Annotated in this window: 26 protein-coding genes and 1 pseudogene; 22 read left to right on the top strand and 5 right to left on the bottom strand. The window is 50.6% G+C overall.

Annotated features, from left to right (window positions below):
• Positions 1-183: 183 nt before the first annotated feature.
• From IC803_RS14815 to mutY, 4 genes are all read left to right on the top strand, one after another.
• The gene (locus IC803_RS14815) at positions 184-531 is read left to right on the top strand and encodes a Na-translocating system protein MpsC family protein (protein WP_063166740.1); all 348 of its coding nucleotides are present in this window, start codon (positions 184-186) and stop codon (positions 529-531) included.
• Between the two features lie 257 nt (positions 532-788).
• Positions 789-1,580, top strand: a complete 792-nt coding sequence (fdhD, locus tag IC803_RS14810; RefSeq protein ID WP_081210820.1) for a formate dehydrogenase accessory sulfurtransferase FdhD — start codon at positions 789-791, stop codon at positions 1,578-1,580.
• Between the two features lie 17 nt (positions 1,581-1,597).
• Positions 1,598-2,863: an L-lactate MFS transporter gene (locus IC803_RS14805; RefSeq protein ID WP_081210818.1), complete on the top strand. Its 1,266-nt coding sequence runs from the start codon at positions 1,598-1,600 to the stop codon at positions 2,861-2,863.
• Positions 2,864-2,964: 101 nt separating this feature from the next.
• Entirely contained in the window at positions 2,965-4,065 is a 1,101-nt protein-coding gene (mutY, locus tag IC803_RS14800; RefSeq protein ID WP_081210882.1) for an A/G-specific adenine glycosylase, read from the top strand.
• Here the strand turns inward: mutY and IC803_RS14795 are convergent.
• Positions 4,062-4,286, bottom strand: coding sequence for a hypothetical protein (locus tag IC803_RS14795; protein WP_011229968.1), 225 nt, complete (start codon positions 4,284-4,286; stop codon positions 4,062-4,064). The genes mutY and IC803_RS14795 overlap by 4 nt on opposite strands.
• A 60-nt stretch (positions 4,287-4,346) precedes the next feature.
• On the opposite strand from IC803_RS14795, the gene fabL reads away from it, so the two are divergent.
• The 10 genes and pseudogenes from fabL to nikC all read left to right on the top strand — a co-directional run bounded on the left by fabL (position 4,347) and on the right by nikC (position 13,346).
• Entirely contained in the window at positions 4,347-5,096 is a 750-nt protein-coding gene (gene fabL, locus IC803_RS14790; RefSeq protein WP_081210816.1) for an enoyl-[acyl-carrier-protein] reductase FabL, read from the top strand.
• 58 nt (positions 5,097-5,154) lie between these two features.
• On the top strand, positions 5,155-5,355 hold the full coding sequence (locus IC803_RS14785; protein WP_081210814.1) for a gamma-type small acid-soluble spore protein: 201 nt from the start codon (positions 5,155-5,157) through the stop codon (positions 5,353-5,355).
• 232 nt (positions 5,356-5,587) lie between these two features.
• Complete coding sequence (locus IC803_RS14780; RefSeq protein ID WP_223811985.1) at positions 5,588-5,791, top strand: YgaB family protein; 204 nt, start codon at positions 5,588-5,590, stop codon at positions 5,789-5,791.
• Positions 5,792-5,926: 135 nt separating this feature from the next.
• Positions 5,927-6,460 (top strand): nucleoside tri-diphosphate phosphatase, encoded by a 534-nt coding sequence (locus tag IC803_RS14775; protein ID WP_081210812.1) that lies wholly within the window; start codon positions 5,927-5,929, stop codon positions 6,458-6,460.
• Positions 6,461-6,524: 64 nt separating this feature from the next.
• A pseudogene (locus IC803_RS14770) lies at positions 6,525-7,542 on the top strand (ABC transporter transmembrane domain-containing protein).
• A gap of 201 nt (positions 7,543-7,743) precedes the next feature.
• Positions 7,744-8,766, top strand: a complete 1,023-nt coding sequence (locus IC803_RS14765; protein WP_081210878.1) for an ABC transporter ATP-binding protein — start codon at positions 7,744-7,746, stop codon at positions 8,764-8,766.
• A complete protein-coding gene (locus tag IC803_RS14760) occupies positions 8,732-9,700 on the top strand; it encodes an ABC transporter ATP-binding protein (RefSeq protein WP_081210810.1) in 969 nt (322 codons plus the stop codon). The genes IC803_RS14765 and IC803_RS14760 overlap by 35 nt, the downstream gene beginning before the upstream one ends.
• A 48-nt stretch (positions 9,701-9,748) precedes the next feature.
• Positions 9,749-11,353 (top strand): ABC transporter substrate-binding protein, encoded by a 1,605-nt coding sequence (locus IC803_RS14755; protein ID WP_081210808.1) that lies wholly within the window; start codon positions 9,749-9,751, stop codon positions 11,351-11,353.
• A gap of 70 nt (positions 11,354-11,423) precedes the next feature.
• The gene (locus IC803_RS14750) at positions 11,424-12,428 is read left to right on the top strand and encodes an ABC transporter permease (protein WP_081210806.1); all 1,005 of its coding nucleotides are present in this window, start codon (positions 11,424-11,426) and stop codon (positions 12,426-12,428) included.
• Positions 12,429-12,446: 18 nt separating this feature from the next.
• A complete protein-coding gene (gene nikC / locus IC803_RS14745; RefSeq protein WP_081210804.1) occupies positions 12,447-13,346 on the top strand; it encodes a nickel transporter permease in 900 nt (299 codons plus the stop codon).
• Between the two features lie 13 nt (positions 13,347-13,359).
• Here nikC and IC803_RS14740 read toward each other — a convergent pair whose 3' ends face one another.
• The 3 genes from IC803_RS14740 to IC803_RS14730 form a co-directional block, all read right to left on the bottom strand.
• The gene (locus tag IC803_RS14740; RefSeq protein ID WP_081210802.1) at positions 13,360-14,439 is read right to left on the bottom strand and encodes an FUSC family protein; all 1,080 of its coding nucleotides are present in this window, start codon (positions 14,437-14,439) and stop codon (positions 13,360-13,362) included.
• Positions 14,440-14,556: 117 nt separating this feature from the next.
• Entirely contained in the window at positions 14,557-15,612 is a 1,056-nt protein-coding gene (locus IC803_RS14735) for a class II glutamine amidotransferase domain-containing protein (protein WP_081210800.1), read from the bottom strand.
• Between the two features lie 396 nt (positions 15,613-16,008).
• Positions 16,009-17,295 (bottom strand): glutamate-1-semialdehyde 2,1-aminomutase, encoded by a 1,287-nt coding sequence (locus tag IC803_RS14730; protein WP_081210798.1) that lies wholly within the window; start codon positions 17,293-17,295, stop codon positions 16,009-16,011.
• A 238-nt stretch (positions 17,296-17,533) separates the two neighbouring features.
• Between IC803_RS14730 and IC803_RS14725 the strand changes: the two genes are divergently transcribed.
• The 7 genes from IC803_RS14725 (at position 17,534) to perR (ending at position 23,022) form a co-directional block, all read left to right on the top strand.
• Positions 17,534-18,538, top strand: a complete 1,005-nt coding sequence (locus tag IC803_RS14725; RefSeq protein ID WP_081210796.1) for an ABC transporter ATP-binding protein — start codon at positions 17,534-17,536, stop codon at positions 18,536-18,538.
• Entirely contained in the window at positions 18,531-19,322 is a 792-nt protein-coding gene (locus IC803_RS14720) for an ABC transporter permease (protein ID WP_081210794.1), read from the top strand. Before IC803_RS14725 ends, IC803_RS14720 begins: the two co-directional genes overlap by 8 nt.
• A 4-nt stretch (positions 19,323-19,326) precedes the next feature.
• The gene (locus tag IC803_RS14715; protein WP_081210793.1) at positions 19,327-20,112 is read left to right on the top strand and encodes an ABC transporter permease; all 786 of its coding nucleotides are present in this window, start codon (positions 19,327-19,329) and stop codon (positions 20,110-20,112) included.
• Between the two features lie 151 nt (positions 20,113-20,263).
• The gene (locus tag IC803_RS14710) at positions 20,264-21,217 is read left to right on the top strand and encodes an L-lactate dehydrogenase (protein WP_081210791.1); all 954 of its coding nucleotides are present in this window, start codon (positions 20,264-20,266) and stop codon (positions 21,215-21,217) included.
• Between the two features lie 182 nt (positions 21,218-21,399).
• Positions 21,400-21,804 carry a potassium channel family protein gene (locus tag IC803_RS14705; RefSeq protein WP_063166721.1) on the top strand — a complete coding sequence of 135 codons (405 nt, stop codon included), beginning with the start codon at positions 21,400-21,402 and terminating at the stop codon, positions 21,802-21,804.
• A 63-nt stretch (positions 21,805-21,867) separates the two neighbouring features.
• A complete protein-coding gene (bcp, locus tag IC803_RS14700) occupies positions 21,868-22,344 on the top strand; it encodes a thioredoxin-dependent thiol peroxidase (RefSeq protein ID WP_081210789.1) in 477 nt (158 codons plus the stop codon).
• 225 nt (positions 22,345-22,569) lie between these two features.
• The gene (perR, locus tag IC803_RS14695; RefSeq protein WP_081210787.1) at positions 22,570-23,022 is read left to right on the top strand and encodes a peroxide-responsive transcriptional repressor PerR; all 453 of its coding nucleotides are present in this window, start codon (positions 22,570-22,572) and stop codon (positions 23,020-23,022) included.
• Between the two features lie 26 nt (positions 23,023-23,048).
• On the opposite strand, the gene IC803_RS14690 is transcribed toward perR, so the two are convergent.
• Complete coding sequence (locus tag IC803_RS14690; protein ID WP_081210785.1) at positions 23,049-23,402, bottom strand: YgzB family protein; 354 nt, start codon at positions 23,400-23,402, stop codon at positions 23,049-23,051.
• A 409-nt stretch (positions 23,403-23,811) separates the two neighbouring features.
• Between IC803_RS14690 and IC803_RS14685 the strand changes: the two genes are divergently transcribed.
• Entirely contained in the window at positions 23,812-24,690 is an 879-nt protein-coding gene (locus tag IC803_RS14685) for a nucleotidyltransferase-like protein (RefSeq protein WP_081210783.1), read from the top strand.
• The last annotated feature ends 430 nt before the right edge of the window (positions 24,691-25,120 follow it).

Here is a 25,120-nt window from a genome sequence, read left to right as displayed (position 1 = left end):
TTTAGCACAGCGATACTAAACAACCAATCCAATGTTTGCTAGAGTCGTAGAAAAATAACAAGGAGACCCTTATTATTTTTCCACTATGTATACATTTGCTATAGTTTATTATAGTATGGCGAAACGTAGAACACAATGGATGGATAGGAAGTTTTTCAAACGTTGGCGAAAGGAGAGATGGGGATGTCGAAAAAGGAAGCCGCCTTTAATGATATTGTGCGCAAAGTGCGTAAACAGCTGTTTGGCAAAGGGCCGGAACGGATTAAAACATATTTTGTCGACAACTTGGCGATTACGATTTTGCACGGAAATTTAACGCCGACGGAGAAATTTATCGCCCGCACGCCGGAAGGACGGGAGATGGTGCATGCGGCAAGAACGAAAATGATTCAAGATGTGTATGCCCAGCATGTGCCGGATGGCATGGAAGAGCTCGTCGGTTCGAAACTGCTTCATTTGTTCAGTGATATTAAAATTGAAGAAGATATGGCCGTTTCTGTGTTTGTGTTTGAAAAGCCGATTGAATTGTGACAAATTTGTGAACAAAACGGTTGTGTTTCACAGCTGTTCATGGTATGCTTATGAGTGTAGGCAAGGTGAAAATAGGAGAAGCTTGGCCGGCTAACAGATGTTGTTCAGTTGGTTGGCAGGTTTCAGAAACGGATGTGCGTTGGTTTCGCTGCAGAAGTGCTGGGCGCAAACTACCGCCGCTTTTCGCTGACAGGGGCAAACGGTGCCTTTGTCCGGAAGGCGGCGTTTTTATTTTGGCGAAAAAGGGGGGATGTGAAGTGGGCGGGTTTGCGGCGAAACGGCGGCCGATTGCCAAATACAGGAACGGGCGCTTGGTTGAGGAAGAGGACGAGATCGCGCTTGAGTTTCCGTTGACAATAACGGTCAATGGTGAGGAGTTTGCGACGATCGTTTGCACTCCCGGGCATCTTGATGAACTGGTGGTCGGATTTTTAGCTGCGGAAGGGGCCATTCGGACGTATAGAGACATCAAAGCGATGACGGTGGACGGGGAGCGGGGGTTTGCGTACGTCGAACTCGCCGCAGGCGGACTGCCGGCCAAGCAGTTTTATGCGAAGCGATTCATCGGCTCGTGCTGCGGAAAAAGTCGGCAATTTTATTTTTACAATGATGCGAAAACCGCCAAAACGATCGTTGGCGGCATCACTGCTAAAGCCAATGACTGTCTGCGCTTAATGAAAGCGCTGCACGAACAGTCGATCGATTTTGCGGCAACCGGTGGCCTTCATAACGCAGCGCTCGCCACGCCGGACGGGATTGTTGTCATCCGCTCCGACATCGGACGCCATAACGCGCTTGATAAGTTGTACGGCTACTGCCTGCGCCATCAAGTGGCGATGAAAGACAAGCTGATTGTATTCAGCGGCCGCGTCTCGTCGGAAGTGCTCTTGAAGGCGGCGAAAATGGGCGTAAGCATTCTGCTGTCGAAATCGGCGCCGACGACGCTGGCCCTAGATTTGGCGGAAGAACTCGGCATTACCGTTGTCGGCTTTTTGCGCGGGCAAGCGTTTAATGTGTATACGTATGAAAGTCGAATTATAATTGGATGAAAGGGGAGAAGGGAGACATGAAAAACCGATGGCTTATTGCTTTATCTGCTGTCGGCATCCATATTTCGATCGGATCTGTTTACGCCTGGAGCAATTTTACCAATCCATTAAAACAATTGTTTGGATGGTCGGACCAGGAAGTGGCGCTCACCTTCAGCATTGCCATCTTATTTTTAGGATTATCGGCTGCGTTCCTCGGTCATTTTGTGGAGAAGCACGGACCGCGGAAATCGGGGCTATTGGCTGCCATCTTTTTTGGCCTCGGGGTGACTGGTTCTGGATTGGCTGTTGCTCTCGGTTCTAAGTATCTTCTGTATCTGTTTTATGGCGTTTTAGGCGGGATCGGGCTTGGCGTCGGGTATATTGCGCCTGTGTCTACGCTTGTTAAATGGTTTCCAGACCGGCGCGGTTTGGCTACGGGGCTGGCGATTATGGGGTTCGGGTTTGCGGCGGCCATTGCGAGTCCCGTCATGAACAGCTTAATTGCATCCGTAGGTGTTCAGAATACATTTTTTATTTTGGGGATTACATACTTCGCTATTATGGTGTTATCCTCGCTTTATTTAGAAAAACCACCGGAAGGATGGCTGCCGGAAGGATTTCAGGAAAAAGTGAAGGCCGGAAAAGCCAAACCTTCGCTTGATTTGGCGCAGTTGACGGCCAATGAGGCGGTTAAAACAAGACGTTTTTGGTATTTATGGTTCATGCTTTTTATTAACGTGACATGTGGCATTGCCGTTTTGGCAGTGGCGAAACCACTGGCAGTAGAAAGCATTGGCATCAGCCAAACAGCCGCGGCGGCATTAGTTGGCGCCATCGGAGTGTTTAACGGGTTAGGACGCATCGGCTGGGCGTCGGCTTCTGATTATATTGGTCGTCCAAATACGTATACGGCGTTTTTCGTTTTGCAAATCTTGATTTTCTTCCTGTTGCCGAATGTGTCCATGAAATGGTTGTTTATTGTGATGCTGACGATTGTGTATACGTGTTATGGCGGCGGATTTGCCTGTATCCCCGCGTACATCGGCGATTTGTTTGGAACAAAGCAACTCGGTGCCATCCACGGTTATATTCTGACGGCTTGGGCTGCCGCCGGTCTTGTCGGACCGATGTTTGCTGCGTACATTAAAGACACGACCGGCTCTTATGAAGGGAGTTTGGCCTTTTTTGGAGGTTTGTTTGTCATCGCTTTCATTATCTCGATGCTCGTGCGCATCGATATTCGCCGATTGCGCGCCCAACATGAACAAATCGCCTATGTTTCGGCGGCAAAGGAAAGTTGAGAACGATTTCCTTTTATTTCCCCCTGGCGTGCGGCAAGCCACGCTGGGGGTTTTTTGGTATAATGGGGTGGACAATAGGCATCATGGGGGACAAAACGAAGATGACAACGTGGACAGAGCGGTTTCCTGCCCGCGAGTTTCAGCGCGATTTGCTCGATTGGTTTGCCCGTGAGCGCCGCGACCTGCCGTGGCGAAAAGACCGCGATCCGTATAAAGTGTGGGTGTCAGAAGTCATGTTGCAGCAGACGCGCGTCGAGACGGTCATTCCGTATTTCGAAAAGTTTATTGAGCAATTTCCGACGCTAGAGGCGCTCGCTGGCGCCGATGAGGACGAAGTGCTGAAGGCGTGGGAAGGGCTCGGTTATTATTCGCGTGTGCGCAACTTGCATGCGGCGGTAAAAGAAGTGAAGGAGCATTATGGGGGGAAAGTGCCGGATCGCCCGGATGAGTTTGCCAAACTGAAAGGAGTCGGCCCGTATACGGTCGGCGCGGTGCTGAGCCTCGCCTACGGCGTGCCGGAGCCGGCGGTCGATGGCAACGTGATGCGCGTGTTGTCGCGTTTGTTTTTGTTGACGGATGACATTGCCAAGGCGTCGACGCGAAAGCGATTCGAACAGATCGTCCGTGAGATTATGGCGTATGAACATCCGGGGGCATTCAATGAAGCATTGATTGAGCTTGGCGCCCTTGTTTGTACACCGCGCCGCCCCTCGTGCCTTCTTTGTCCGGTGCAAGCCCATTGCCGGGCGTTCGCGGAAGGTGTGCCGGAGGAATTGCCGGTGAAAACGAAAAAAACAGCGGTGAAACAAGTGCCGCTTGCGGTTGCTGTGCTCGCTGACGAAGAAGGACGCATTCTTATTCGCAAGCGCGGCCATACCGGTCTGCTTGCGAACTTATGGGAATTTCCGGGCTGTGAAATGAATGGCGAAGGTGAAAAAGAGAAATTGGAGAAGGTATTTTTGAACGAGCATGGTCTTAAGATCAAGCTCGGAGAGCCGCTGGCTTCGTTTGATCACGTGTTTTCCCATTTGATTTGGAAGCTGACGGTGTTTAGTGGCCAGTTGCTTGACGGCGAGCGGCTGGGCGAACCGTATCGATTAGTGTCAGCGAGGGAGCTAGACGCATACGCCTTTCCTGTGTCGCACCAACGCATTTGGCGCGAATATCAAGAGCGCGCAGGCGAAGCGCGCCGCCTGCGTTAATCGGGCACCGGCATCGTGCCGTGTGTGTACGTTGCTTCGCGGCGCCCAAGGCCGCCGCGCGCTTCGATTTCTTCAATAATTTCGCGGTGGATCGTTTGCCCTTCGACGTTTAAATACGGAGCAATTTGCTGGAACGAATGGTGAAAATAAGCGAGTTCGTCATCGGTCCATTCTGTTTTTGGAATCATCGACAGTTCGGTCATATCGCGGCCGACATACATAGGCTGCGCCTCCTTTGTTTGCGGAATTCGGCTATATTATACGTAAAGGAGCGGAAAAACATGAGTGGAAAAGTGGCGGTCGTCACGGGAAGCAGCCGCGGCATCGGCAAAGCGATCGCTTTGCGGCTGGCTGAGGAAGGATATGATATTGTCGTCAACTATGCCCGCAGCAAAACAGCTGCCGAAGAAACAGCGCGTGAAATTGAAGCGCTCGGAAGAAAAGCGCTTATTGTCAAAGCCAATGTCGGCGATGTCGAGAAAATTCGCGCCATGTTCGCCCGCATTGATGAAGTATTCGGGCGGGTTGATGTGCTCGTGAACAACGCTGCCTCCGGCGTATTGCGACCGGCGTTAGAGCTCGAGGAAACGCATTGGAACTGGACGATGAATATCAACAGCAAAGCGCTTTTATTTTGCGCCCAAGAGGCAGCGAAGCGGATGGAAAAATCCGGCGGTGGAAAAATCGTCAGCATCAGCTCGCTCGGGTCGATCCGCTATTTGGAAAACTACACGGCGGTCGGCGTTTCGAAGGCGGCGCTCGAGGCTCTGACGCGCTACTTGGCCGTCGAGCTGGCGCCAAAACATATCGCCGTCAACGCCGTTTCCGGCGGAGCGGTGGACACGGAAGCGCTGAAATATTTTCCGAACCGCGAACAGTTGCTTGCCGACGCGGCGGCCCATACACCGGCTGGCCGTTTGGTGAAACCGGAAGACATTGTCAACACCGTTTTGTTTTTATTGTCTGACGCCGCCGAGATGATCCGCGGACAGACGATCATTGTCGATGGCGGAAGATCTTTACTTTTATAATGTTGACGGATAGAACGGTCACCTCCAGGGCATAGTAAAGCACGTGGAGGTGAGAACAATGGCCAAACAACCGAACAAAACATTCGCTGGCACGAACATTCAAGAAGTGCGACAAAAAAATGCACAATCGGCTCAAGCTGCTCAAGCTAATCAAGCTGGCCAATTTGGCACTGAGTTTGCGGCTGAGACGAATGTGCAACATGTTAAACAACAAAACGCTCAAGCAGAGGCGCGCAAAGCGCAAAATGTTAATCAGTAACCAGGCATTATGAATGGCCGGCGCCACTGACCGCTCATAGCAGCAAACGTTGTCAAAAGAGCGCGGGCAACAGGCCAGATAGGGAAGGCAAAAAGCAGAGGCAGCATGCCTCTGCTTTTTTGTCGACAAAAACTGTCATGGTTCTACATGATTAGTGAAAGGATTTGAAAAGCTTGGCCGCGAAATGATAAAGCAGATTGTATGGCAAAGGGGAAGGGAGAATCGCAAGAGCATGGAACAGGTTTGGGTGGATGATTGGGAAGAAGCGTTGTTTTTATGGAATGAAATGGAGCGCTGTCAGGAGATTGCCCGTCAGTTGCAGGAACTCGAACGCGAAGCGCCGACCCCTGCTCTTCGCGAAGAAGTACGGCAAATGAAACAGCAAGTTGAAGCCATCCGCCGCGTGTTTGAGAGACAGGTGTCCTCAAGCGCTTGAGGCGGGCCGCGCCCGCCAGCCCTGCACCGCTAGGCCGCTTTCGCCTCGGCAAGGCGGCTCGCTTTTCTTTCCATTTGCGAAACAAAAAAGGTATAATAAAAAGAAGAAGCTCCCATCGGAAAGTAGGGAAGAATGATGCCAGCATACCCGCGGGAAGGGAAAATCATTCAAATCCATAGCTACAAACATAATGGGACGATCCACCGCATTTGGCAGGAGACGGTCGTATTAAAAGGAACACCGGCGTATGTAATCGGCGGCAACGACAAAACGCTTGTCATGGAAGCGGACGGCCGGACGTGGGTGACGCGCGAGCCGGCGATTTGTTTTTTTCACGCCAAGCATTGGTTTAACATCATCGCCATGATCCGCGAGGACGGGGTATATTATTATTGCAATGTAAGCTCGCCGTTTGTCTGGGATGATGAGGCGCTGAAATATATCGATTACGATTTGGATATTAAAGTGTTCCCTGATATGACGTACATGCTTCTTGATGAAGACGAATACGAGCGGCATCGCCGTGAGATGAGTTACCCGGATGTGATCGACCGCATTTTAAAAAACAACGTCCAAAAGCTCATCGGCTGGATTCAAGAGCGGAAAGGGCCGTTCGCGCCCGAGTTTATTGACAAATGGTACGGAACGTTTCAGGCGTACCAAAAATAGCGGCATGAAAAAAGCCTGTTCGGCACCGCTGGCAGGTTTTTTCTGCGTTTTTAGGGGGGACACCATGGGCAGCATCCGGCGTTATTGGCAGTTCGTCCGCCCGTACCGTTGGCATATCGTTGTAACAATGGCCGTTGGCATCATCAAATTTTCTATTCCATTGCTTATTCCATTGCTGTTGAAATTCGTCGTTGACGACGTGATCGCCAACGGCGCGCTGTCACTCGAAGAGAAAACGACACGTCTTTGGCAAGCGCTCGCTTTGATGTTGATCGTCTTTCTTGTCATTCGTCCGTTTGTGGAATATTACCGGCAATATTTCGCGCAATGGACAGCGAGCAAGGTGCTGTATGATATTCGCCAGCAACTATTTCGTCATATGCAAAAATTAAGTTTTTCATATTACGCGAACCACCGGACGGGCGAGGTGATCTCTCGCGTCATTAACGATGTTGAGCAGACAAAAGAGTTTATCATCACTGGGTTGATGAATTTATGGCTCGATATGGCTACGATTTTGATCGCCTTGGCGATTATGGTGAACATGGATGTCAAGATGACGCTTATTTCCGTCAGTACGCTGCCGCTTTACGCGTTTGCGGTCAAATACTTTTTTGGCCGCCTGCGTCAGCGCACCCGCCAGCGTTCGCAGGCGCTCGCCGAATTGCAGGCGTATTTGCACGAGCGGGTGCAAGGGATGCCGATCGTGAAAAGCTTTGCGATCGAAGACGAGGAACAGCGCCGTTTTTCCAAGCAAAACGGCCATTTTTTAACGAAGGCGCTCATCCATACAAGCTGGAACGCCAAATGCCCGCGTGTTTTTGAAAAACCCGCCGATTTTGATTTTTGATGAGGCGACATCAGCGCTTGATTTGGAAAATGAGCATCACATTCAAGAAGCGCTTGAGCGTTTGGCGAAAAACCGGACGACGTTTGTCGTCGCCCATCGCCTGTCGACGATCACCCATGCCGACCGCATTTTGTTCATCGAAAACGGGCGAGTTGTCAAAAGCGGCACGCATGAGGAACTAATGGCGAAGCGAGGGAGCTATTACCAGTTGTTTATGGTTCAACACTTATAGTAAACAAAAGTATTAATGTTATTGAAAAAATATGAAAAAGGCGACTTTACCTCGTGTAAAGTCGCTTTCATATTGCTTTTTGTTTTTTAATAATTTTAATTTTTTATAATATTATATTGTCTTATAGAATGATGCATGGCATAATTTTGTTCAGAGGGTAAAGGTTTCACGAAATGGGGTGATGAGGGGGTGAAGACGATGATGGAAGGGCCTTTGTTGGAAGTTCGCGGGCTTCGGACATCTTTTTTTACGGATGAGGGGGAGATCCCCGCTGTCGATGGCGTCGATTTTTCTGTTCGGGAGGGCGAAGTGCTCGGCATCGTCGGGGAGTCTGGATGCGGAAAAAGCGTCACATCGCTTTCGATTATGAAATTATTGCCCAAAGGAATCGGCAAGGTGGTTGGCGGCGAAATTTGGTTTAAAGGTGAGAATTTAGTTGAAGCCTCAGAGAGAAGGATGAAGCAAATTCGCGGAAATGAGATTGCCATGATTTTTCAAGAGCCCATGACCTCGTTAAACCCTTTATTCACAATCGGGAATCAATTAGTAGAAGCGATTTGTCTTCATACAAAAATAAGGAAAAAAGAAGCGAGAGAACGGGCGGTGGAAATGCTCAAGCTTGTCGGATTGCCGCGCGCTGAACAAACGCTGGATGAATATCCGCATCAGTTATCGGGAGGTATGCGCCAGCGCGTTATGATTGCGATGGCAATGGCGTGCCAGCCGGCGCTTTTGATCGCCGATGAGCCGACGACGGCGCTTGACGTGACGATCCAAGCGCAAATTTTAGCATTGATGAAAGAATTAAACCGGACGTTCGGCACAGCGATTATGATGATCACCCACGATTTGGGCGTTGTCGCTGAAATATGTGACCGCGTGATCGTCATGTATGCCGGCCAAATTGTCGAAGAGGGAAGCGTTCAGGCGATTTTTCGGCGGCCTCAGCACCCGTATACCGCCGGTTTGATCCGCTCGATTCCCGATATCCGCGGCAAAAAGGAGCGCCTGTACTCCATTCCAGGCCAAGTGCCGAAGCCGGGGACCGTCCGCTGTGGCTGCCGATTTGCCGAGCGGTGTGAATATGCGCTTGATCGTTGCCGTCAAGAGGAACCACAACTGTATGAAGTTGGTGAACAAGGTCATCGCACTCGTTGCTTTTTGGCGTTAGGGAAGGGAGAGGGAGTTGATGAGCGAGCCGTTGCTCGAAGTGAAAGGGCTTAAAAAATATTTTCCGATTACTGGAGGCATTTTTGGCAAACAAATCGGGACGGTAAAAGCGGTCGATGATGTGACGTTCACTGTATATCGCGGCGAAACGCTTGGGATCGTTGGCGAGTCCGGTTGCGGCAAGTCGACGACAGGGCGAATGCTTTTGCGGCTTATTGAACCGACGGATGGTTCGATCATGTTCGAAGGAAAAGAGATGAAGGATTTATCGAAGGCTGAGCTGCGTCGGTTGCGGCGCGATATGCAAATGATTTTCCAAGACCCGTTTGCCTCCCTCAATCCGCGCCATACGGTGGAAAAAATTTTAGAGGAACCATTGATTGTTCATGGCATCGGGTCGAAAGAAGAGCGAAAGCAGCGGGTGCGGGAGATGCTTGAAGTCGTCGGACTTGGTTCGTATCATGCAAAACGCTACCCGCACCAATTTAGCGGCGGCCAGCGCCAGCGCATCGGCATCGCGCGGGCGTTGATGACCCATCCGAAGTTGATCATTGCCGATGAACCGGTCTCAGCGCTCGATGTATCGATTCAAGCACAGGTGCTTAATTTGCTTGAGGATTTACAAAAACAGTTTTCTCTTACATATATTTTCATTGCTCATGATCTAGGAGTAGTTCGGCATATTAGCGACCGAGTTGGCGTCATGTATTTAGGTCGGATGGTCGAACTAGCGGAGAGCGAATCGCTATATGAAGCGCCGAAACATCCATATACGAAAGCCTTGTTGTCTTCTGTGCCGATTCCCGATCCTGACCATAAAACGGAGCGTCAGCTGCTCTCCGGCGATTTGCCGAGCCCGGCTAATCCGCCACAAGGGTGTGCGTTCCATACACGCTGTTCGGCTTGTATGAACATTTGTCGCGAGCGACGTCCAGAACTAAAAGAAGTAGCGAATGGACATTACGTCGCCTGCCATTTATACGAATGAATAGACAGGCGGTGTGATGATACACAAACTAAGTGAGGGGGAGAAATGATGAGAAGAAACAAATGGTTTGCTTGGCTGGCCATGTTGCTTGCCGCCGTTCTTGTCTTTGCCGGCTGCGGCAAGTCGAAGGAAAGCGCGGGAGGCAGCAGCGAAAAACCGTCGGCCCAAGACACTCTTGTCTATGGTCGCGGCGGCGATTCGGTATCGCTTGACCCGGCGACCGTGACGGATGGCGAATCGCTAAAAGTCACGAAAAACATTTTTGACACACTGCTTGACTACAACGACAACGACACATCCGTTAAGCCGGCGTTAGCGACGGAGTGGACGATTTCTGAGGATGGGTTGACGTATACCTTCAAGCTGCGGCAAGGTGTAAAGTTTCATGATGGCACTGATTTTAATGCAGAAGCAGTTGTATTCAACTTTGAGCGTTGGGCAAACGGCAACGCTGACACGTTCCCGTACTATGGGTCAATGTTTGGCGGCTATAAAAATGATGAGAGTCACGTCATTAAAGAGGTGAAAGCGCTTGATGACTATACGGTACAGTTTGTGTTGAAGCGTCCGCAAGCGCCGTTCTTGAAAAATATCGCCATGCCGCCGTTTGCCATTGCCAGCCCGACGGCGGTCGAAAAATATGGGGACAAGTTCGGCGAACATCCGGTTGGCACCGGTCCGTTTGTCTTTAAAGAGTGGAAACGGAACGAACGGATCGTGCTTGAGAAAAATAAAGATTATTGGGAAGAAGGCCATCCGAAGCTGAACCAGGTTATTTTCGTTTCCATTCCCGACAACTCAGCGCGTCTCAACGCGCTCTTAAAAGGCGAAATCGATATCATGGAAGATTTGAATCCGACGGATTTAAAACAAGTGGAAGGAAACAAAGAGTTTCAAATTTTTAAGCGTCCGTCGATGAACGTCGCCTATGTCGGGTTGACGGCGACGAGAGGGCCGCTGAAAAATAAGTTGGTTCGCCAAGCGCTGAACTACGCGGTGGACAAACAGGCCATTATTGATGCGTTTTATGCTGGACAGGCGGAACCGGCGAAAAACCCGATGCCGCCGAGCATTCCGGGATATAACGATGCCATTCAAGACTATCCGTTTGATCTGGAAAAGGCTAAACAATTGCTCGCCGAGGCCGGCTACCCGAATGGCTTTGAAATCGAACTGTGGGCGATGCCGGTGCCGCGTCCATATATGCCAGATGGGCAGAAAATTGCCGAAGCCATTCAAGCCAATTTCGCCAAAATCGGTGTGAAAGCGAAAATTGTGTCATATGAATGGGCGACGTATTTAGATAAGCTCGCCAAAGGGGAGGCGGATGCTTTCCTGCTCGGCTGGACGGGCGACAACGGCGATGCGGATAACTTCCTATACGCGCTCCTTGACAAAGACAGCATTGGCAGCAACAACTACACGTATTTTTCGAATGATGAGCTCCATAACATTTTAGTCGAGGCGCAAACAATCAGTGATGAAAACAAACGGAATGAACTGTATAAACGGGCGCAGGAAATTATTAAAGAAGAGGCGCCATGGATTCCGCTCGTTCACTCGACTCCGCTGTTGGCCGGCAAGGCGAATATCCAAGGATTTCATCCGCACCCGACCGGCTCGGACAAATTTACCAAAGTGGAATTTAAGTAATCGGTTGGGAGAGGGGAAGGGATGCGTCTTCCCCTCTTTGTTTACCGCATGTTAAGGGAGGAAGATTGGGGTGCTGTCGTATACAGTAAGAAGGGTGCTAATGATCATTCCTGTGTTATTTGGTATGTCACTTGTCGTTTTTTTTATGATCCGAGCGATTCCTGGCAACCCCGCACAAGTCATTTTAGGGCAAAAGGCGACGAAGGAAGCGGTGGCTGCCCTGACGCATAAGCTTGGGCTGGATGAGCCTTGGTATGTCCAATATATCAAATATATTGGCGGGTTGCTGCGCGGCGACCTGGGCGAGTCCATTCGCACCGGTGCTCCCATCGCTGAAGAAATTTGGCCGTATTTAGCGGCGACGATCGAGCTGTCGCTAGTAGCGATGATTATTGCTGTTGTTATCGGCGTTAACGCCGGCATTATTAGCGCGTGGTTTCAAAACTCATGGTTTGATTATATTGCGATGGTGCTGGCGCTTCTTGGCGTTTCGATGCCTATTTTTTGGCTTGGATTGATGGAGCAGTGGCTGTTTTCGATTCAGCTCGACTGGCTGCCGACGTCAGGACGGGAGGATGTGCGCAACCCAATCGAGCCAGTCACCCATCTCTATTTGATCGATACGTTGCTCAGTGGAAATACGGAGCAGTTTTGGCAAGTCATCCAACATCTCGTGTTGCCAAGTGTGGCCTTGGCGACAATCCCGATGGCGATTATCGCCCGCATGACACGCTCCAGCATGCTCGAAGTGATGAAATCTGATTATGTCCGCACCGCAAGAGCGAAAGGGTTAAGCATGTTTTGGGTTGTGTACAAACATTCGTTAAAAAACGCCATTATTCCTGTGTTGACCGTCATTGGCTTGCAAACAGGACTGTTGCTTGGCGGGGCGATTTTGACGGAAACGATTTTCAGCTGGCCTGGCATTGGTCGGTATATTTACGATGCTATCGGCTATCGAGATTATCCGGTAATTCAATCGGGAATTTTGATTATCGCCGCTATTTTTATTTTCATTAACTTAATCGTCGACTTACTTTACGCGGCAATTGACCCGCGCATCAAGTACCATTAGGGAGAGGAGGAGGCGCGTATGGCTGAATTGGCGCGCACACCGGCAACGCCGCCGACAGTGATTGGGGAAGAGAAAACGGGTTCGTTATGGGGGGAAGCTTGGCAGCGGTTTCGAAAAAATAAAATCGCTCTTGTTGGGGCAGGGATTGTCTTATTTTTTATTGTGATCGCCATCTTGGCGCCTTGGCTGGCACCGTATGACTATAAAGAACAGCAATTGGCCGAGCGGCTGCAACCACCTTCTGGCGAACACTGGTTTGGAACGGATGATTTTGGCCGCGACATTTTTTCCCGTGTGATTTATGGAGCGCGCATTTCGTTATGGGTCGGGTTTTTCTCTGTACTCGGGTCGATTGTTGTCGGCTCATTGCTTGGCATTATCGCTGGTTACTATGGCCGATGGATCGATGGAATTATTTCGCGGTTATTTGATATTATGCTGGCATTTCCAAGCATTTTATTGGCAATCGGCATCGTCGCAGTGCTCGGCCCGTCTTTGCAAAACGCTCTTATTGCCATTGCTGTGATTAATGTGCCGAACTTCGGCCGCTTAATCCGTTCCCGCGTGTTGAGCATTAAGCAAGAGGAATACATTATGGCGGCGAAAGCGATCGGTATGAGCGATTGGCGCATTTTGTTTCACCATATTTTGCCCAATAGTCTAGCGCCAATTATTGTTCAAGGGACGTTGGCGATCGCTACCGCCATTATCGAAGCGGCGGCGCTTGGCTTTTTGGGGTTGGGAGCACAGCCGCCGAACCCGGAATGGGGGAAAATGTTGTCCGATGCGAAAGATTTTTTAACGCAAGCACCGTGGACGATGATTTTTCCAGGGTTGGCGATTATGTTAACCGTGCTTGGTTTTAACTTAATGGGGGACGGACTGCGCGATGCGCTTGACCCGCGGATGAAAAGCTAAAACAGGCGGTCCGCTATGCGCGGCCGCCTGTTGACTTTTCGAGCTGTTTTGTCAGCTCTTCATCGTAATGATAATGGTGAAAGCTGTCAATTAACTTATCCAAATGCTCAAGCCGGTCTCCGTAATCGATGACGGCTCCGATCAAGGAGAACAACCGGTACTCGGCGGGCGGTTGTCCCCCGGAGTAAAAGACCGTCGCGAGCCGTTCACGCTGGCGGTACATTTCCTCGGCCCTCTTGTTATGAGGGAGCGATTTGGCCTTATGGATAAACTTCAGCAATAGCTGTTCGTGATAGTCAAGCAAGTGGCTGAGATGCAAGCAGATGGCTTGGCGGAGCTCAGCGGGCAGACGTCCGAGCTCGTTCTCGAGGCGATGAAGCCATTTTAATACCGACAGCGCCCGGTCGGCTGCTGCAATCATTTGCCTGTATAAGACGAGCTTGCGCGATTTTTGGAAGCGTTGGCGGCGGAAATACGTGCGCTCTTCCTTATACATGAGATAAAGATGCTCGAGTTTTGTCATTTCCTCGTGCAGCGTTTCGATCTCCTCTTTTAAATGATGATGGTCTGCTGCCTGCTGCTTATGCAGGCGAATCCATTTTAAAATGGCTTCCGTCTCGCCGCTGATTTTTTCATACAGCTTTTTTTCATATTTTGGCGGCAAGAAAATGAAGTTGACGAGAAAGGCGGCGAAAATGCCGAGCATGATTGTTAAAAAGCGGATGGCCGCAAATTCGATAAACTGGCGTTCTGTATATTCCATAATGGCGATGACGGTTACAAGCGCCACTGAAATCGTCGACGATTCAAGACGCATCTTTAGGCAAAGGGCGATGACGATCATAAGCGTCAAACCGACGATCAGCGGGTCACGGCCGAGGATAAGAACCGCGGCAATCGCGAACAAGGCGCCGATTACGTTCGCCTGCACTTGTTCGATTAGCGATAAATAGGAACGATAAATGGTTGGCTGCATGGCAAATACAGCGGAAATGCCGGCAAACACCGGTGACGGAAAGTGAAACAGCGCCGCTAAAAACAAGGCGAGCGCCACGGCGATCCCCGTTTTAAAAATGCGGGCACCGAGCTTCATCTATGAGAATCTCTCCTTTTTCGTTTTGGTAAACCATTCAGTACTATACACAGTTTTATATATGAGTTCAAGGGGAAAATATAACGCTCCGCCGGAATTGGCAGAGCGTTGAAAAAGTCAGAAGGCGATCGGAATATCGGCAGTGTGCCGATTGGAGAGGCGAGCATTCACTTCCTGGCGGAAACGGGCGCCATCAAGCCATTGGATTTGCCCAGCGGCAGAGCGGATGAGCGCCAGCGGCTGCCCCGGAGTGAGCGGTTCAGCGGTGTCGCCATACGGCTTGGAGGCGATGAACACACGGGAAGAAGCGTCCGTTTTCCAAAGCGTCTCCGCTGTGCCGGCAATCCATATCGCTTCCTGTTCCGAGCCGGCGGCAAATAGCGCGTGTGTTTGTTTCAGCGGCGGCAGGCCGTTTTGTTTGGCCGCATCCGGCATGAAAGCGAGCCCCGCTGCTTCGAGCAGGCTGTAACCGTAAGTGTAAATAAGCGTCTCGACCTCTGAAACAGACGTTTCAACCCTGTGAACAAGCATGCCGGCCGAACCGAGACGCTTGTAGCAAAGGGGGGCGCCTGCTTGCCCGACATAGGCGAACGCGGCGGCTGAGGTGAGAAATGGATGGGATACATCCGGCTCGCGCAACAGGTGGGCCAATGTGTCGGCTTTGTAGACAGCATGGATATGGCTAAGCGAAGCGACGCGGACGTTCGAGTCGCGCTCCATTGTTGTCATGAGACGGAACAAACGGTCGGGTAAGGAAAACACATCGCTCGGCAACATGGCGATTTGCCAAAACAACGTGTTTTCATCCGCGGATGGCCGAATGGATTCGAACAGAAGGACGAAGCCAAACTGTTTGCAAAGCTGGCGAAGATGCGTCCGAATCGGCCCGGCGTCAGCGGAACGGGGAATGTGCACATGACCGACGGTGAAATGGTCGTTTGTCGCAATTTCCGGGTTTTGTCCGGCGTTGGCCAGTTTTTCCATCCATAGCTTGCGCGGGATGTCAAGTTGGATGGTGGCGCTGTCTTGTTCCAAATGACCCCATTGGGCAAGCGCCTCAAGGACGGTGCGGACATGCTCGTTAGTTGGGATGTTCCGCTTTTCCACTGCCGCCAGCAAAAAGGCGCCCCGTTGTTCCTCTTCATTTGGCGAACGATATGTATGTTGTTCCATGTATACTAGGCGCGCTCGGGTGGATGTTCCCCCATTGGCGCCGGTCACCTCCTCCAATGGCTTGCTGGATGAAAAATGACAGTCTTAATTTTCAGAATTTGTTGTTTATCATACCATGCGAGCCGCAGGAAATCAATCGTCCCTTACTTTGTTGCGGCGCTGTTCACAAAATTGTCAACATCGGCGTTCGTATAAACAAACAGCGCCCGCTTGGCAGCGGGCGCTGGAATGATGACGGCATGTCGATCTGAAGAGCTGAGGATTTAAGCAACCAATTCGGCACAAACAGGCTCCCATAATAAAAAATTGGTTTTTGAATCTTTGCGAAATTGCTGCTGGCGGGAAACATCGATTTTTCGTCAGCCTGCCGGAGGCGAGAACGGCATGCCTTGCCGATTACAGTTGCCGGAACGCGCGGCCGACCGCATCGATCGTGTAAGCGATGTCGTCTTCTGTATGGGCGAGGGTGATGAACCATGCTTCATACTTGGACGGTGCGAGATTGACGCCTTGCTTGAGCATCAGCTTGAAAAATGTCGCAAACCGTTCGCCATCACTGCGCTGGGCTTGTTCATAGTTTTCGACTTTTTCCTCCGTAAAGAAGACGGTAAGCGCGCCTTTTAAACGATTGACGGTTACCGGCAGGCCGCATTGGCGGGCATGGGCCATGATGCCTTCCTCAAGCATGGCGCCAAGCCGATCGAGTTGATCATACACGCCGTCTTGCTTCAACACTTCAAGGCAGGCGATGCCAGCGAGCATCGACGCCGGGTTGCCAGCCATTGTCCCCGCTTGGTAAGCCGGACCGAGCGGAGCAACTTGTTCCATAATATGTTGGCGTCCGCCGTACGCTCCGATCGGCAAGCCGCCGCCGATAATTTTCCCCATGGCCGTCAAGTCGGGTTCAATGCCGAGCAAGTTTTGTGCCCCGCCATACATAAAGCGGAAAGCGGTGATCACTTCATCATAAATAACAAGCGCCCCCGCCTGGTGCGTGATGTCGTTTACGGCTTCTAAAAAGCCAGGTTTCGGCAGGACGATGCCAAAGTTGCCGACAATCGGTTCGACCAATACGGCTGCGACGTGCTCGCCCCAAACGTTCATCGCCTCACGGAACGATTCCACATCATTGTACGGCACTGTAATCACTTCTTGGGCAATGCTTTGCGGCACGCCGGCTGAATCCGGCGTCCCTAATGTCGACGGCCCTGATCCGGCGGCGACAAGCACCAGGTCAGAGTGGCCGTGATAGCAGCCGGCGAATTTCACGATTTTGCTGCGGCCGGTGTAGGCGCGAGCGACGCGGATCGTCGTCATCACCGCTTCCGTTCCTGAGTTGACAAACCGCACTTTCTCAAGCGACGGAATCGCCTCTTTTAACATTTTGGCGAATGTAATCTCATGCGGCGTCGGCGTGCCGTACAACACACCGGTCTCGGCGGCGCGGCGGATGGCTTCTGCGATGTGCGGATGGGCGTGCCCGGCGATGATCGGTCCGTAGGCGGCCAAGTAGTCAATGTATCGGTTTCCATCTACATCCCAGAAATACGCCCCTTGCGCTCGTTCCATGACGACTGGGGCGCCGCCACCGACTGCTTTATACGAGCGGGAGGGGCTGTTCACCCCGCCGACAATGTGCCTAAGCGCTTCTTCATATAATTGTTCCGATTTTGTCCACTGCATCGTTTGATCCTCCTGTTTCCGATGACTGCTCCTTTATTTTACCATAATGTGCTGTCAGCTACGGCTATCGTGCTCGCTAGAACGAAGAAGCGGTTTTGTCATCGCGGGGGACAATCCTCGTCGGCATCCGAGAAACAAAACAGGTGAAAATGACGGCGATTTAGGTATAATGGCAACATAGAAGGAAAGGGAAGTCCACTTTTGTTTGTCGACATCAGAGAGAGGCAGGAGGGAGAGAATGAACGCCATCGAAGTAGAACAGCTGCGAAAAGAATTTAAAGTGCACACAAGCCGCTCCGGTCTCGTCGGGGCGTTTCGCGATTTATGGACGCGCCGTTACATGACAGTTCGCGCCGTTGACGGCATTTCTTTTACCGTCAAGCAAGGGGAGATGGTCGGCTATATCGGCGAAAACGGTGCCGGCAAGTCGACGACGATCAAAATGTTGACAGGCATTTTAACTCCGACATCTGGGCGCATCGTTGTCAACGGGATGAACCCGCATAGAGAGCGGGAGAAATTTGTGCGCACGATCGGCGTTGTTTTCGGTCAGCGCTCACAATTATGGTGGGACATCGCCGTTCAAGAGTCGTTCCGATTGTTAAAAAAGGTGTACCGTGTCCCGGATGAGCAATACGATCGTCATATGGGTGAGGTGATTGAGATGCTTGAGATCGGCCCGCTCCTGGACAAACCGGTGCGCAAGCTATCGCTCGGGCAGCGGATGCGCTGTGAGCTCGCTGCCGCGCTCATTCACAATCCGCCGCTGCTGTTTTTAGACGAGCCGACAATCGGTTTGGATGTGCTTGTCAAGCTCAACATCCGTCAGTTTTTGAAACAGTTGAACGAACGGTACGGGACGACGATTTTGCTGACGACGCATGACATGTCGGACATCGAGGCGCTGTGTGAGCGGGTGATTATGCTTGATGAAGGAAAAATCATTTACGACGGTTCGCTTGAGCAGTTAAAAGAAAAATGGGGGCAAGGAAAACGGGTTTCTTTTACATTCGCCGAAGGAAAGGACGCCTCTATCTTGCAAGAGCTGACGGCCGGATTGGACGTTGTCTGGAAAAAAGGGGAACAGCCGAACATCTGGGTGGCGCATGTTCCATCGGGAGGAGTGCCGGAAGTCGTCAGCCGCGTCGCCGCCCGCTATGCGCTGCAAGACATCCGGATCCATGAAGTGTCGACGGAAGAGATTGTCCGCAATATTTATGAGGAAGGTGCGGTGAATGGATAAATATGCAGAAATGATCCGCATCCGCTTTTTAATGATGCTCGCCTACCGGACAAACTATTATACTGGCATTCTCATTTATGCCATTAACATTGCGGCGTACTACTTCCTTTGGTCGGCCATTTATGGGGACAAACCGTCGATGCAAGGGATGTCGCTTGGCCAAATGACGACGTATGTGGCCATTTCTTGGCTGTCACGGGCGTTTTATTTTAACAACATTGACCGCGAAATCGCGATGGAAATTCGCAACGGAAAAGTGGCGACCGAGCTGATCCGCCCGTACAGCTATTTGGGGATGAAGGCGGTTCAGGGGCTCGGCGAAGGGCTGTTCCGCCTGTTCTTTTTATCATTGCCCGGGCTTTTGGTCGTATCGCTTTTTTTGCCGCTTCAGTTTCCGGAAAACGCCCATACATGGCTGTCGTTTAGTTTATCGCTTTTGCTTAGCTTTATCATTTATTCAGAGCTGAACTTGCTCGCGGGGGTTGTGACGTTTTTTACATTCCGCAACGAAGGGGTGCTTAGGGCGAAGCGGTTTATCATTGATTTGTTTTCCGGGCTCATCTTGCCCATTTCCTTTTACCCCGATTGGGCGCAACGACTGATGCACTATTTTCCGTTTCAGGCGATCAGCTATATCCCGAGCATGATTATTACGGAAAGCTTCCAAGGCGTCGCCGTTCGCGACGGCCTGCTCATGCAGGCAGCATGGTGCGCGCTGTTGCTTTTGCCGATCGGGTTGTTATGGCGGATGGCGAAAAAACGTCTCGTTGTGCAAGGGGGGTAAACGATTGTTTTATCTATCGGTCTTTTTTCAATACGTGGCCCAATATATGAAAACAAAACTGCAATACCGCGCCGATTTGTTCATTGAATGGCTGTCCGATTTCATGGCTCAGGCGGTCAATCTCGTGTTTTTGCTCGTTGTTTTTGGTCATACGCCGCTCCTTCACGGTTGGACGCGCGATGAGATTTTGTTTATTTACGGTTTTTTTCTTGTTCCGTATGCCGTATTTGGCGCCTTTTTTAACCTTTGGGATTTTAATGAACGATATATTGTGCAGGGGGAAATGGATCGCGTGTTGACGCGTCCGGTGCACAGCCTATTTCAGATCATTCTCGAGCGGATGGAGCTCGAATCGTTGCTCGGGGCCATACCGGGGTTGATCATTATGGCGTACGCTGGCGTCCGTCTGTCGCTTACGTTTCATTGGTATGATCTCTTTATCTTTGTTTTATTGGTGATCGGCGGCGCGTTCATTTATGCCGGCATTTTCATTTCGCTGGCGACCATTAGTTTTTTTGCTGATGCCCGCACCTCGATCATGCCGATGATGTACAACATCAGCAGCTATGGCCGCTATCCGATTGATATTTATCACCGAGTTATTCGCTATATTTTAACGTGGCTGCTTCCGTTTGCCTTTGTTGGCGTCTATCCGGCTTCGTATTTTCTTCGCAAGGAAGAATGGTATGGCTACGCATTTTTCACTCCAGTAGTCGGCGCCTTGTTTTTTGCCATCGCCGTCATGCTTTGGAATGCTGGGGTGAGGCGGTATCGCGGGACGGGGAGTTGACTGCCCCGTCCGTTTTTTTGCTTAACGGAGGCTGTCATAAAAATGACAAACAACGGCCAAACAACCGCCATAATCGTTTATGCATAGTCTCTGCTTTATGGGATAAAATAACTTGTGAATCTATTCACAAATATGAAGGGGGAGAACAGCGATGAAAAACGGGGGAGGAAATCGAGTGGCGGTCGTCGGCACCGGGTTTGTCGGTGCCAGTTATGCATTTGCCTTAATGAATCAAGGGATTGCTGATGAGATTGTGCTCATCGATGCAAATGAAAACAAGGCTGAGGGCGATGCGATGGACTTCAACCATGGGAAAGTGTTTGCGCCGAAGCCGGCGAGCATTTGGCACGGCGATTACCGCGACTGCCGCGACGCCGATTTGGTTGTCATTTGCGCCGGCGCCAATCAAAAACCAGGCGAGACGCGGCTTGATCTAGTGGATAAAAATATCGCCATTTTCCGCTCAATCGTTGAATCGGTTATGGCGTCCGGGTTTCAAGGGCTGTTTCTTGTCGCTACGAACCCGGTCGACATCTTGACTTATGCGACATGGAAATTCAGCGGACTGCCTCCTCATCGGGTGATCGGTTCGGGGACGATTTTAGATACGGCGCGATTCCGCTTTTTATTAGGCGAGTATTTCGCCATCACCCCAACGAATGTCCACGCCTACATTATTGGTGAACACGGCGATACCGAGCTTCCGGTCTGGAGCCAGGCTGACATCGGCGGCGTGCCGATCCGCAAGTGGATCGAATCGAAAGGAGAACAGGCAAGGGAGGATTTGGAGCGCATTTTTGTCAACGTTCGCGACGCTGCCTATCAAATTATCGAGAAAAAAGGAGCGACATACTACGGCATCGCCATGGGGCTCGCCCGCGTGACGCGCGCCATTTTGCATAACGAGAATGCCATTTTGACCGTCTCGGCTTATTTGGACGGCTCATATGGTGAACGCGACGTCTATATCGGCGTACCGGCGGTCATCAACCGTAATGGCATCCGCGAGGTGATTGAAATTGAGCTGGACGATAACGAGCAAAAATGGTTTCGTCATAGCGCAGAGACGCTGAAAGGTGTGTTGGCCCGTTCCTTTGCGCAGTGAGGAGCTGACCTCTCACAAAAACGGGGAAGGGCTCCATCCTGCTGCACGGGTAGCCTAGCAGGTGGCACAGTCCGACGGCGTCCGCTGTTTCAAGCCTTATCGAGATTGCGGCAGTTCACTCCGTCATAATTGTCCGTTCGGCCACGTATATATAAACAACGGACAAAGATGGAGGGAACGCGATGGATTACGCCTTCCTCGGAGTGGTTACTGCCATACTGCTTGGCAGCATCACCTCGCTTTGGACAGCGCGCGTTCAAGCGACGCACCGCCTCTCGCTCGACAGCCTGTGGGTGCTCGTTCAGTGGTATATAACGATGCTGCTCGGCTTTGCTATGATTTATATGATTTTGCAGGCGAAAGGCCATGCGGTGTTTACCCCGTCCTCAAACAATATGGCAGGGAACCGTTTGGCTTTGCTTGAGGATAGCTTGTACTTAAGCGGCATGACGCTCTTGTCGGTCGGATACGGGGATGTGACCCCGATCGGCATCGGACGGTGGATCGCGATCGCTGAGGCGCTTCTCGGTTACATTATGCCAGCGGTCATCGTGACGCGCACTGTATTTGACTGGGATCGCCGCTAACAGTTGCAATTTCCCTCCGTCTTCGCTACGCTAAAAGAAAACGAAGAAGACGGAGGGAACGCCATGACGACAGCCATTGGCCAGCCAGCCCCAGATTTTACCTTGCCGGCAAGCAACGGGAAAATGGTTTCACTTTCAGATTTCCGGGGTCAATATGTCGTGCTTTATTTTTATCCAAAAGACATGACGCCCGGGTGCACGGCCGAGGCATGCGATTTTCGCGACCGCCATGAGCAATTTGCCGGATTGAATGCCGTCATCTTAGGGGTGAGTACAGACCCAGTCAAGCGGCATGAAACGTTTATTGAGAAATATCAGCTGCCGTTTTTGCTTCTTTCCGATGAACAGCATCACGCAGCGGAACTGTACGGGGTTTGGAAGAAAAAGCGGAATTTTGGCAAGGAATACATGGGTATTGAGCGCTCGACGTTCATTATCGCCCCCGATGGAACATTGGCAAAGGAATGGCGCGGGGTGAAAGTAAAGGGGCACGTCGATGAGGCGCTCGCGGAGGTGGCCCGATTGGTCTCATCTAGGTAAGCGTCCAAGCAACATCAGTTATGTTGCGTATGATACATAGTAACCTCCTCAAATGAATGAAATGTGGCGGGCGGGAAAGATTTCCGCCCCTTTTTTTTGTTAAAAAGATGCCCAAGCCCATATATTAATGGTATCTATATTGACAAAAGGCATACATTCCTTGTAGACTAATTATAAATATTATAAAATGATAATTTTTTTCATCTTCTGCAGAGAGTGAGGTGCATGACGGTGTCTGCCAACGAGCAACTGAAGGAAGCGCTGGACATGCTGAAAAAGACGGGCATACGCATTACGCCGCAGCGTCATGCGATACTGGAGTATTTGATCAGCTCGATGTCCCATCCGACGGCTGATGAAATATATAAAGCGCTGGAAGGGAAATTTCCGAATATGAGCGTCGCTACCGTCTACAACAACTTGCGCGTCTTTAAAGAAATCGGGCTTGTCAAAGAGCTGACATACGGTGACTCCTCAAGCCGGTTCGATTTTGTCACATCCAACCATTATCATGTCATTTGTGAAGAATGCGGCAAAATCGTGGATTTCCACTATCCAGCGCTCGATGAAGTCGAGCAGCTTGCCGCTCACGTTACTGGATTTAAAGTCGATCATCATCGCATGGAAGTGTACGGAGTATGCCCTGACTGTCAGAAGGGCAGGGGGCGGACGCATTAAAAAAGCTGATAGCACGAAAAGGGCTATCAGCTTTTTCTTTTTTTGTTGTATTTCTCATCGAATTCTTTCCCTTCGAGCTCGCGATCCAGCGTCAGCGGCTCGCGGCAAAACATACATAAGTCAACGCGGCCGAGCATTTTCGTCACCTTGCCGCATGACGGACAGACGACTTGGACCGCTCTCGTTGAGAGCGTACCGATCCAAAAGTACACAATGCCGCTCGCGACAAGGAATAAAAGTCCAAACACCATAAACAGCGTCATGATGATCGGGGACGTGCGGAAAAACAGCCCGAGATACATGACGATGACGCCGACAAAAATCAAGCTTAAAGCAAACGTGCGAATTTTGTTGATTTTGCTCGAATATTTAATACCCATCGTCGTCCCTCCTACATACACCACTATACCATAAAACAGGGGACGATCGGGAAGGAGAAATCAACAAAATTGACAGGCGTTTTTTACTCAGAAGAGAGGAATTTCCCGTCTTTTGTCGAATAACGAACGACAGCAACAAGCTCCCCGCCTTGGTCAAGCAGCGAATGATGGCAGCAGGACATACGTTGCGGGATGCATATCATGACAGCATCAACGGACGCTAGCAACATTTTCGTCATCTGTATAAAAACAAGGTTTGAATCATCGACGACGCTGGAAGGGAGGAAGCCGTTACAGAAAAACTGCCGGCGCCAAAAACGAAAAAGAATATGTTCTTCTGCTCGGTTTTATAAAGGGAGAGTTTGCTGGATGCCGCAACCTTACCGACTTTCTGTAACGGGAATCATTTATGGAAGAATTGCTGCGTCCCATTTATCAGGAATGGGCAAGCCGTTACAATACACGGGGAATTTTACTCATTGAAAAAACGGCGGGACATGCGACGGTGACCGATACGTTCGATGTGGTGTTGCTCGTCATTGTCGATTTGCAAAGTGAGCCTTTGTATTTGAAACATTACTCAGTTAGCGGTGAGAAGGCGGCGCTTTATGCGGTGAATGAGCGAAAATTAAACGAATGGTTTGTTCTTGGGTCGCATCGAAAGGCGATCGACTGGGTATTCAATGGAAAAATCGTATTTGACCGCAACGACTATGTTTGGCAGCTGCGCCAGCGCCTTGAGCAATTTCCCCCTAAGGAACGGCGGCTGAAAATGGGGCTGGAATTTGCCAAACTGATTCGCCGCTATACCGATGGCAAGGCGCTGTTTACCGCCCGACACTGGCTTGATTCATACAACCATATGATGCACGCCTTGCACCATTTAGCGCGGCTCACAGTGATCGAGCATGGCCTTTATCCGGAAGTGACGGTATGGAATCAAGTAAAGCAAATGGATGGACAAATTTATAAGTTGTATGAGGAGTTAGTCGGGAGCGAGGAGCCGCTTCCAAAACGGCTTGAGCTTCTGTTGCTGGCGAGCGAATTTTTAATCCATTCTTTTGTAGTGCCAGGCTCTTCTCACTTATGCGAGGTGTTGAAGGAAAAGAGTGGGGCGTGGAGCATTGAGGAAATGACCCGCCATCCGCAGTTTGCGCCTTATTCGGTCGACCTTGCCATCATGCTCGAATATTTAGTAGAAAGAAAAGTGTTAACTGCGGTGGAGGTGCCGACAAAAGGGAACAGGATGTTTGAACGCTATTATATTTTGCAGGAAGGGAAAATCTGATAAACCTCTCCCATCTAGCCTCTGTTTAACCTAATTTTGAAAGATGCTCCCCACTTTCAAACGAGACAAAAACGGAGAGGTGTTGTCAGCTCGGGGCGCTCGGCCAACTTTTGGCCATGAGGCGGGATGACCCGACAAGCCCTGTCTCTGAGCGCCAGTGCGGGCAGGGGAGCATGTCACTTTCGGCTGGGCGTCAACGACCTCCACCTAGCTAACGCTTGAATGGGGGCTTGCGTAACGAGGATTGAATTGTCTTGATACAACGGTTTTCTCTACATTTTTTATGAACGTGGAATGGTTGGAGAAAATGAGGCAGTTCAGCAAAGACGGGCTGTCTATCGCGAAAAGTAAAAAAAGCTATTGACTTCTATGTCGAACGATGATATATTTTAAATCGCTGCCGCGACGGAAAAACGTTGCGGAATAGGAT

The sequence above is a fragment of the Geobacillus sp. 46C-IIa genome, assembly GCF_014679505.1.
Taxonomy (GTDB): domain Bacteria; phylum Bacillota; class Bacilli; order Bacillales; family Anoxybacillaceae; genus Geobacillus.
Note: the sequence above shows the minus strand (reverse complement) of the source record. Positions and strands in the feature narration are given on the sequence as shown.

Excerpts from the sequence above, each read along its gene's own strand:
- IC803_RS14815 (WP_063166740.1), top strand. The coding sequence starts at position 184 with ATGTCGAAAAAGGAAGCCGCCTTTAATGATATTGTGCGCAAAGTGCGT.
- IC803_RS14805 (WP_081210818.1), top strand. The coding sequence starts at position 1,598 with ATGAAAAACCGATGGCTTATTGCTTTATCTGCTGTCGGCATCCATATT.
- mutY (WP_081210882.1), top strand. The coding sequence starts at position 2,965 with ATGACAACGTGGACAGAGCGGTTTCCTGCCCGCGAGTTTCAGCGCGAT.
- IC803_RS14795 (WP_011229968.1), bottom strand. The coding sequence starts at position 4,286 with ATGTATGTCGGCCGCGATATGACCGAACTGTCGATGATTCCAAAAACA.
- fabL (WP_081210816.1), top strand. The coding sequence starts at position 4,347 with ATGAGTGGAAAAGTGGCGGTCGTCACGGGAAGCAGCCGCGGCATCGGC.
- IC803_RS14785 (WP_081210814.1), top strand. The coding sequence starts at position 5,155 with ATGGCCAAACAACCGAACAAAACATTCGCTGGCACGAACATTCAAGAA.
- IC803_RS14780 (WP_223811985.1), top strand. The coding sequence starts at position 5,588 with ATGGAACAGGTTTGGGTGGATGATTGGGAAGAAGCGTTGTTTTTATGG.
- IC803_RS14775 (WP_081210812.1), top strand. The coding sequence starts at position 5,927 with ATGCCAGCATACCCGCGGGAAGGGAAAATCATTCAAATCCATAGCTAC.
- IC803_RS14765 (WP_081210878.1), top strand. The coding sequence starts at position 7,744 with ATGGAAGGGCCTTTGTTGGAAGTTCGCGGGCTTCGGACATCTTTTTTT.
- IC803_RS14760 (WP_081210810.1), top strand. The coding sequence starts at position 8,732 with ATGAGCGAGCCGTTGCTCGAAGTGAAAGGGCTTAAAAAATATTTTCCG.
- IC803_RS14755 (WP_081210808.1), top strand. The coding sequence starts at position 9,749 with ATGAGAAGAAACAAATGGTTTGCTTGGCTGGCCATGTTGCTTGCCGCC.
- nikC (WP_081210804.1), top strand. The coding sequence starts at position 12,447 with ATGGCTGAATTGGCGCGCACACCGGCAACGCCGCCGACAGTGATTGGG.
- IC803_RS14740 (WP_081210802.1), bottom strand. The coding sequence starts at position 14,439 with ATGAAGCTCGGTGCCCGCATTTTTAAAACGGGGATCGCCGTGGCGCTC.
- IC803_RS14735 (WP_081210800.1), bottom strand. The coding sequence starts at position 15,612 with ATGGAACAACATACATATCGTTCGCCAAATGAAGAGGAACAACGGGGC.
- IC803_RS14730 (WP_081210798.1), bottom strand. The coding sequence starts at position 17,295 with ATGCAGTGGACAAAATCGGAACAATTATATGAAGAAGCGCTTAGGCAC.
- IC803_RS14725 (WP_081210796.1), top strand. The coding sequence starts at position 17,534 with ATGAACGCCATCGAAGTAGAACAGCTGCGAAAAGAATTTAAAGTGCAC.
- IC803_RS14720 (WP_081210794.1), top strand. The coding sequence starts at position 18,531 with ATGGATAAATATGCAGAAATGATCCGCATCCGCTTTTTAATGATGCTC.
- IC803_RS14710 (WP_081210791.1), top strand. The coding sequence starts at position 20,264 with ATGAAAAACGGGGGAGGAAATCGAGTGGCGGTCGTCGGCACCGGGTTT.
- IC803_RS14705 (WP_063166721.1), top strand. The coding sequence starts at position 21,400 with ATGGATTACGCCTTCCTCGGAGTGGTTACTGCCATACTGCTTGGCAGC.
- bcp (WP_081210789.1), top strand. The coding sequence starts at position 21,868 with ATGACGACAGCCATTGGCCAGCCAGCCCCAGATTTTACCTTGCCGGCA.
- perR (WP_081210787.1), top strand. The coding sequence starts at position 22,570 with ATGACGGTGTCTGCCAACGAGCAACTGAAGGAAGCGCTGGACATGCTG.
- IC803_RS14690 (WP_081210785.1), bottom strand. The coding sequence starts at position 23,402 with ATGGGTATTAAATATTCGAGCAAAATCAACAAAATTCGCACGTTTGCT.
- IC803_RS14685 (WP_081210783.1), top strand. The coding sequence starts at position 23,812 with ATGGAAGAATTGCTGCGTCCCATTTATCAGGAATGGGCAAGCCGTTAC.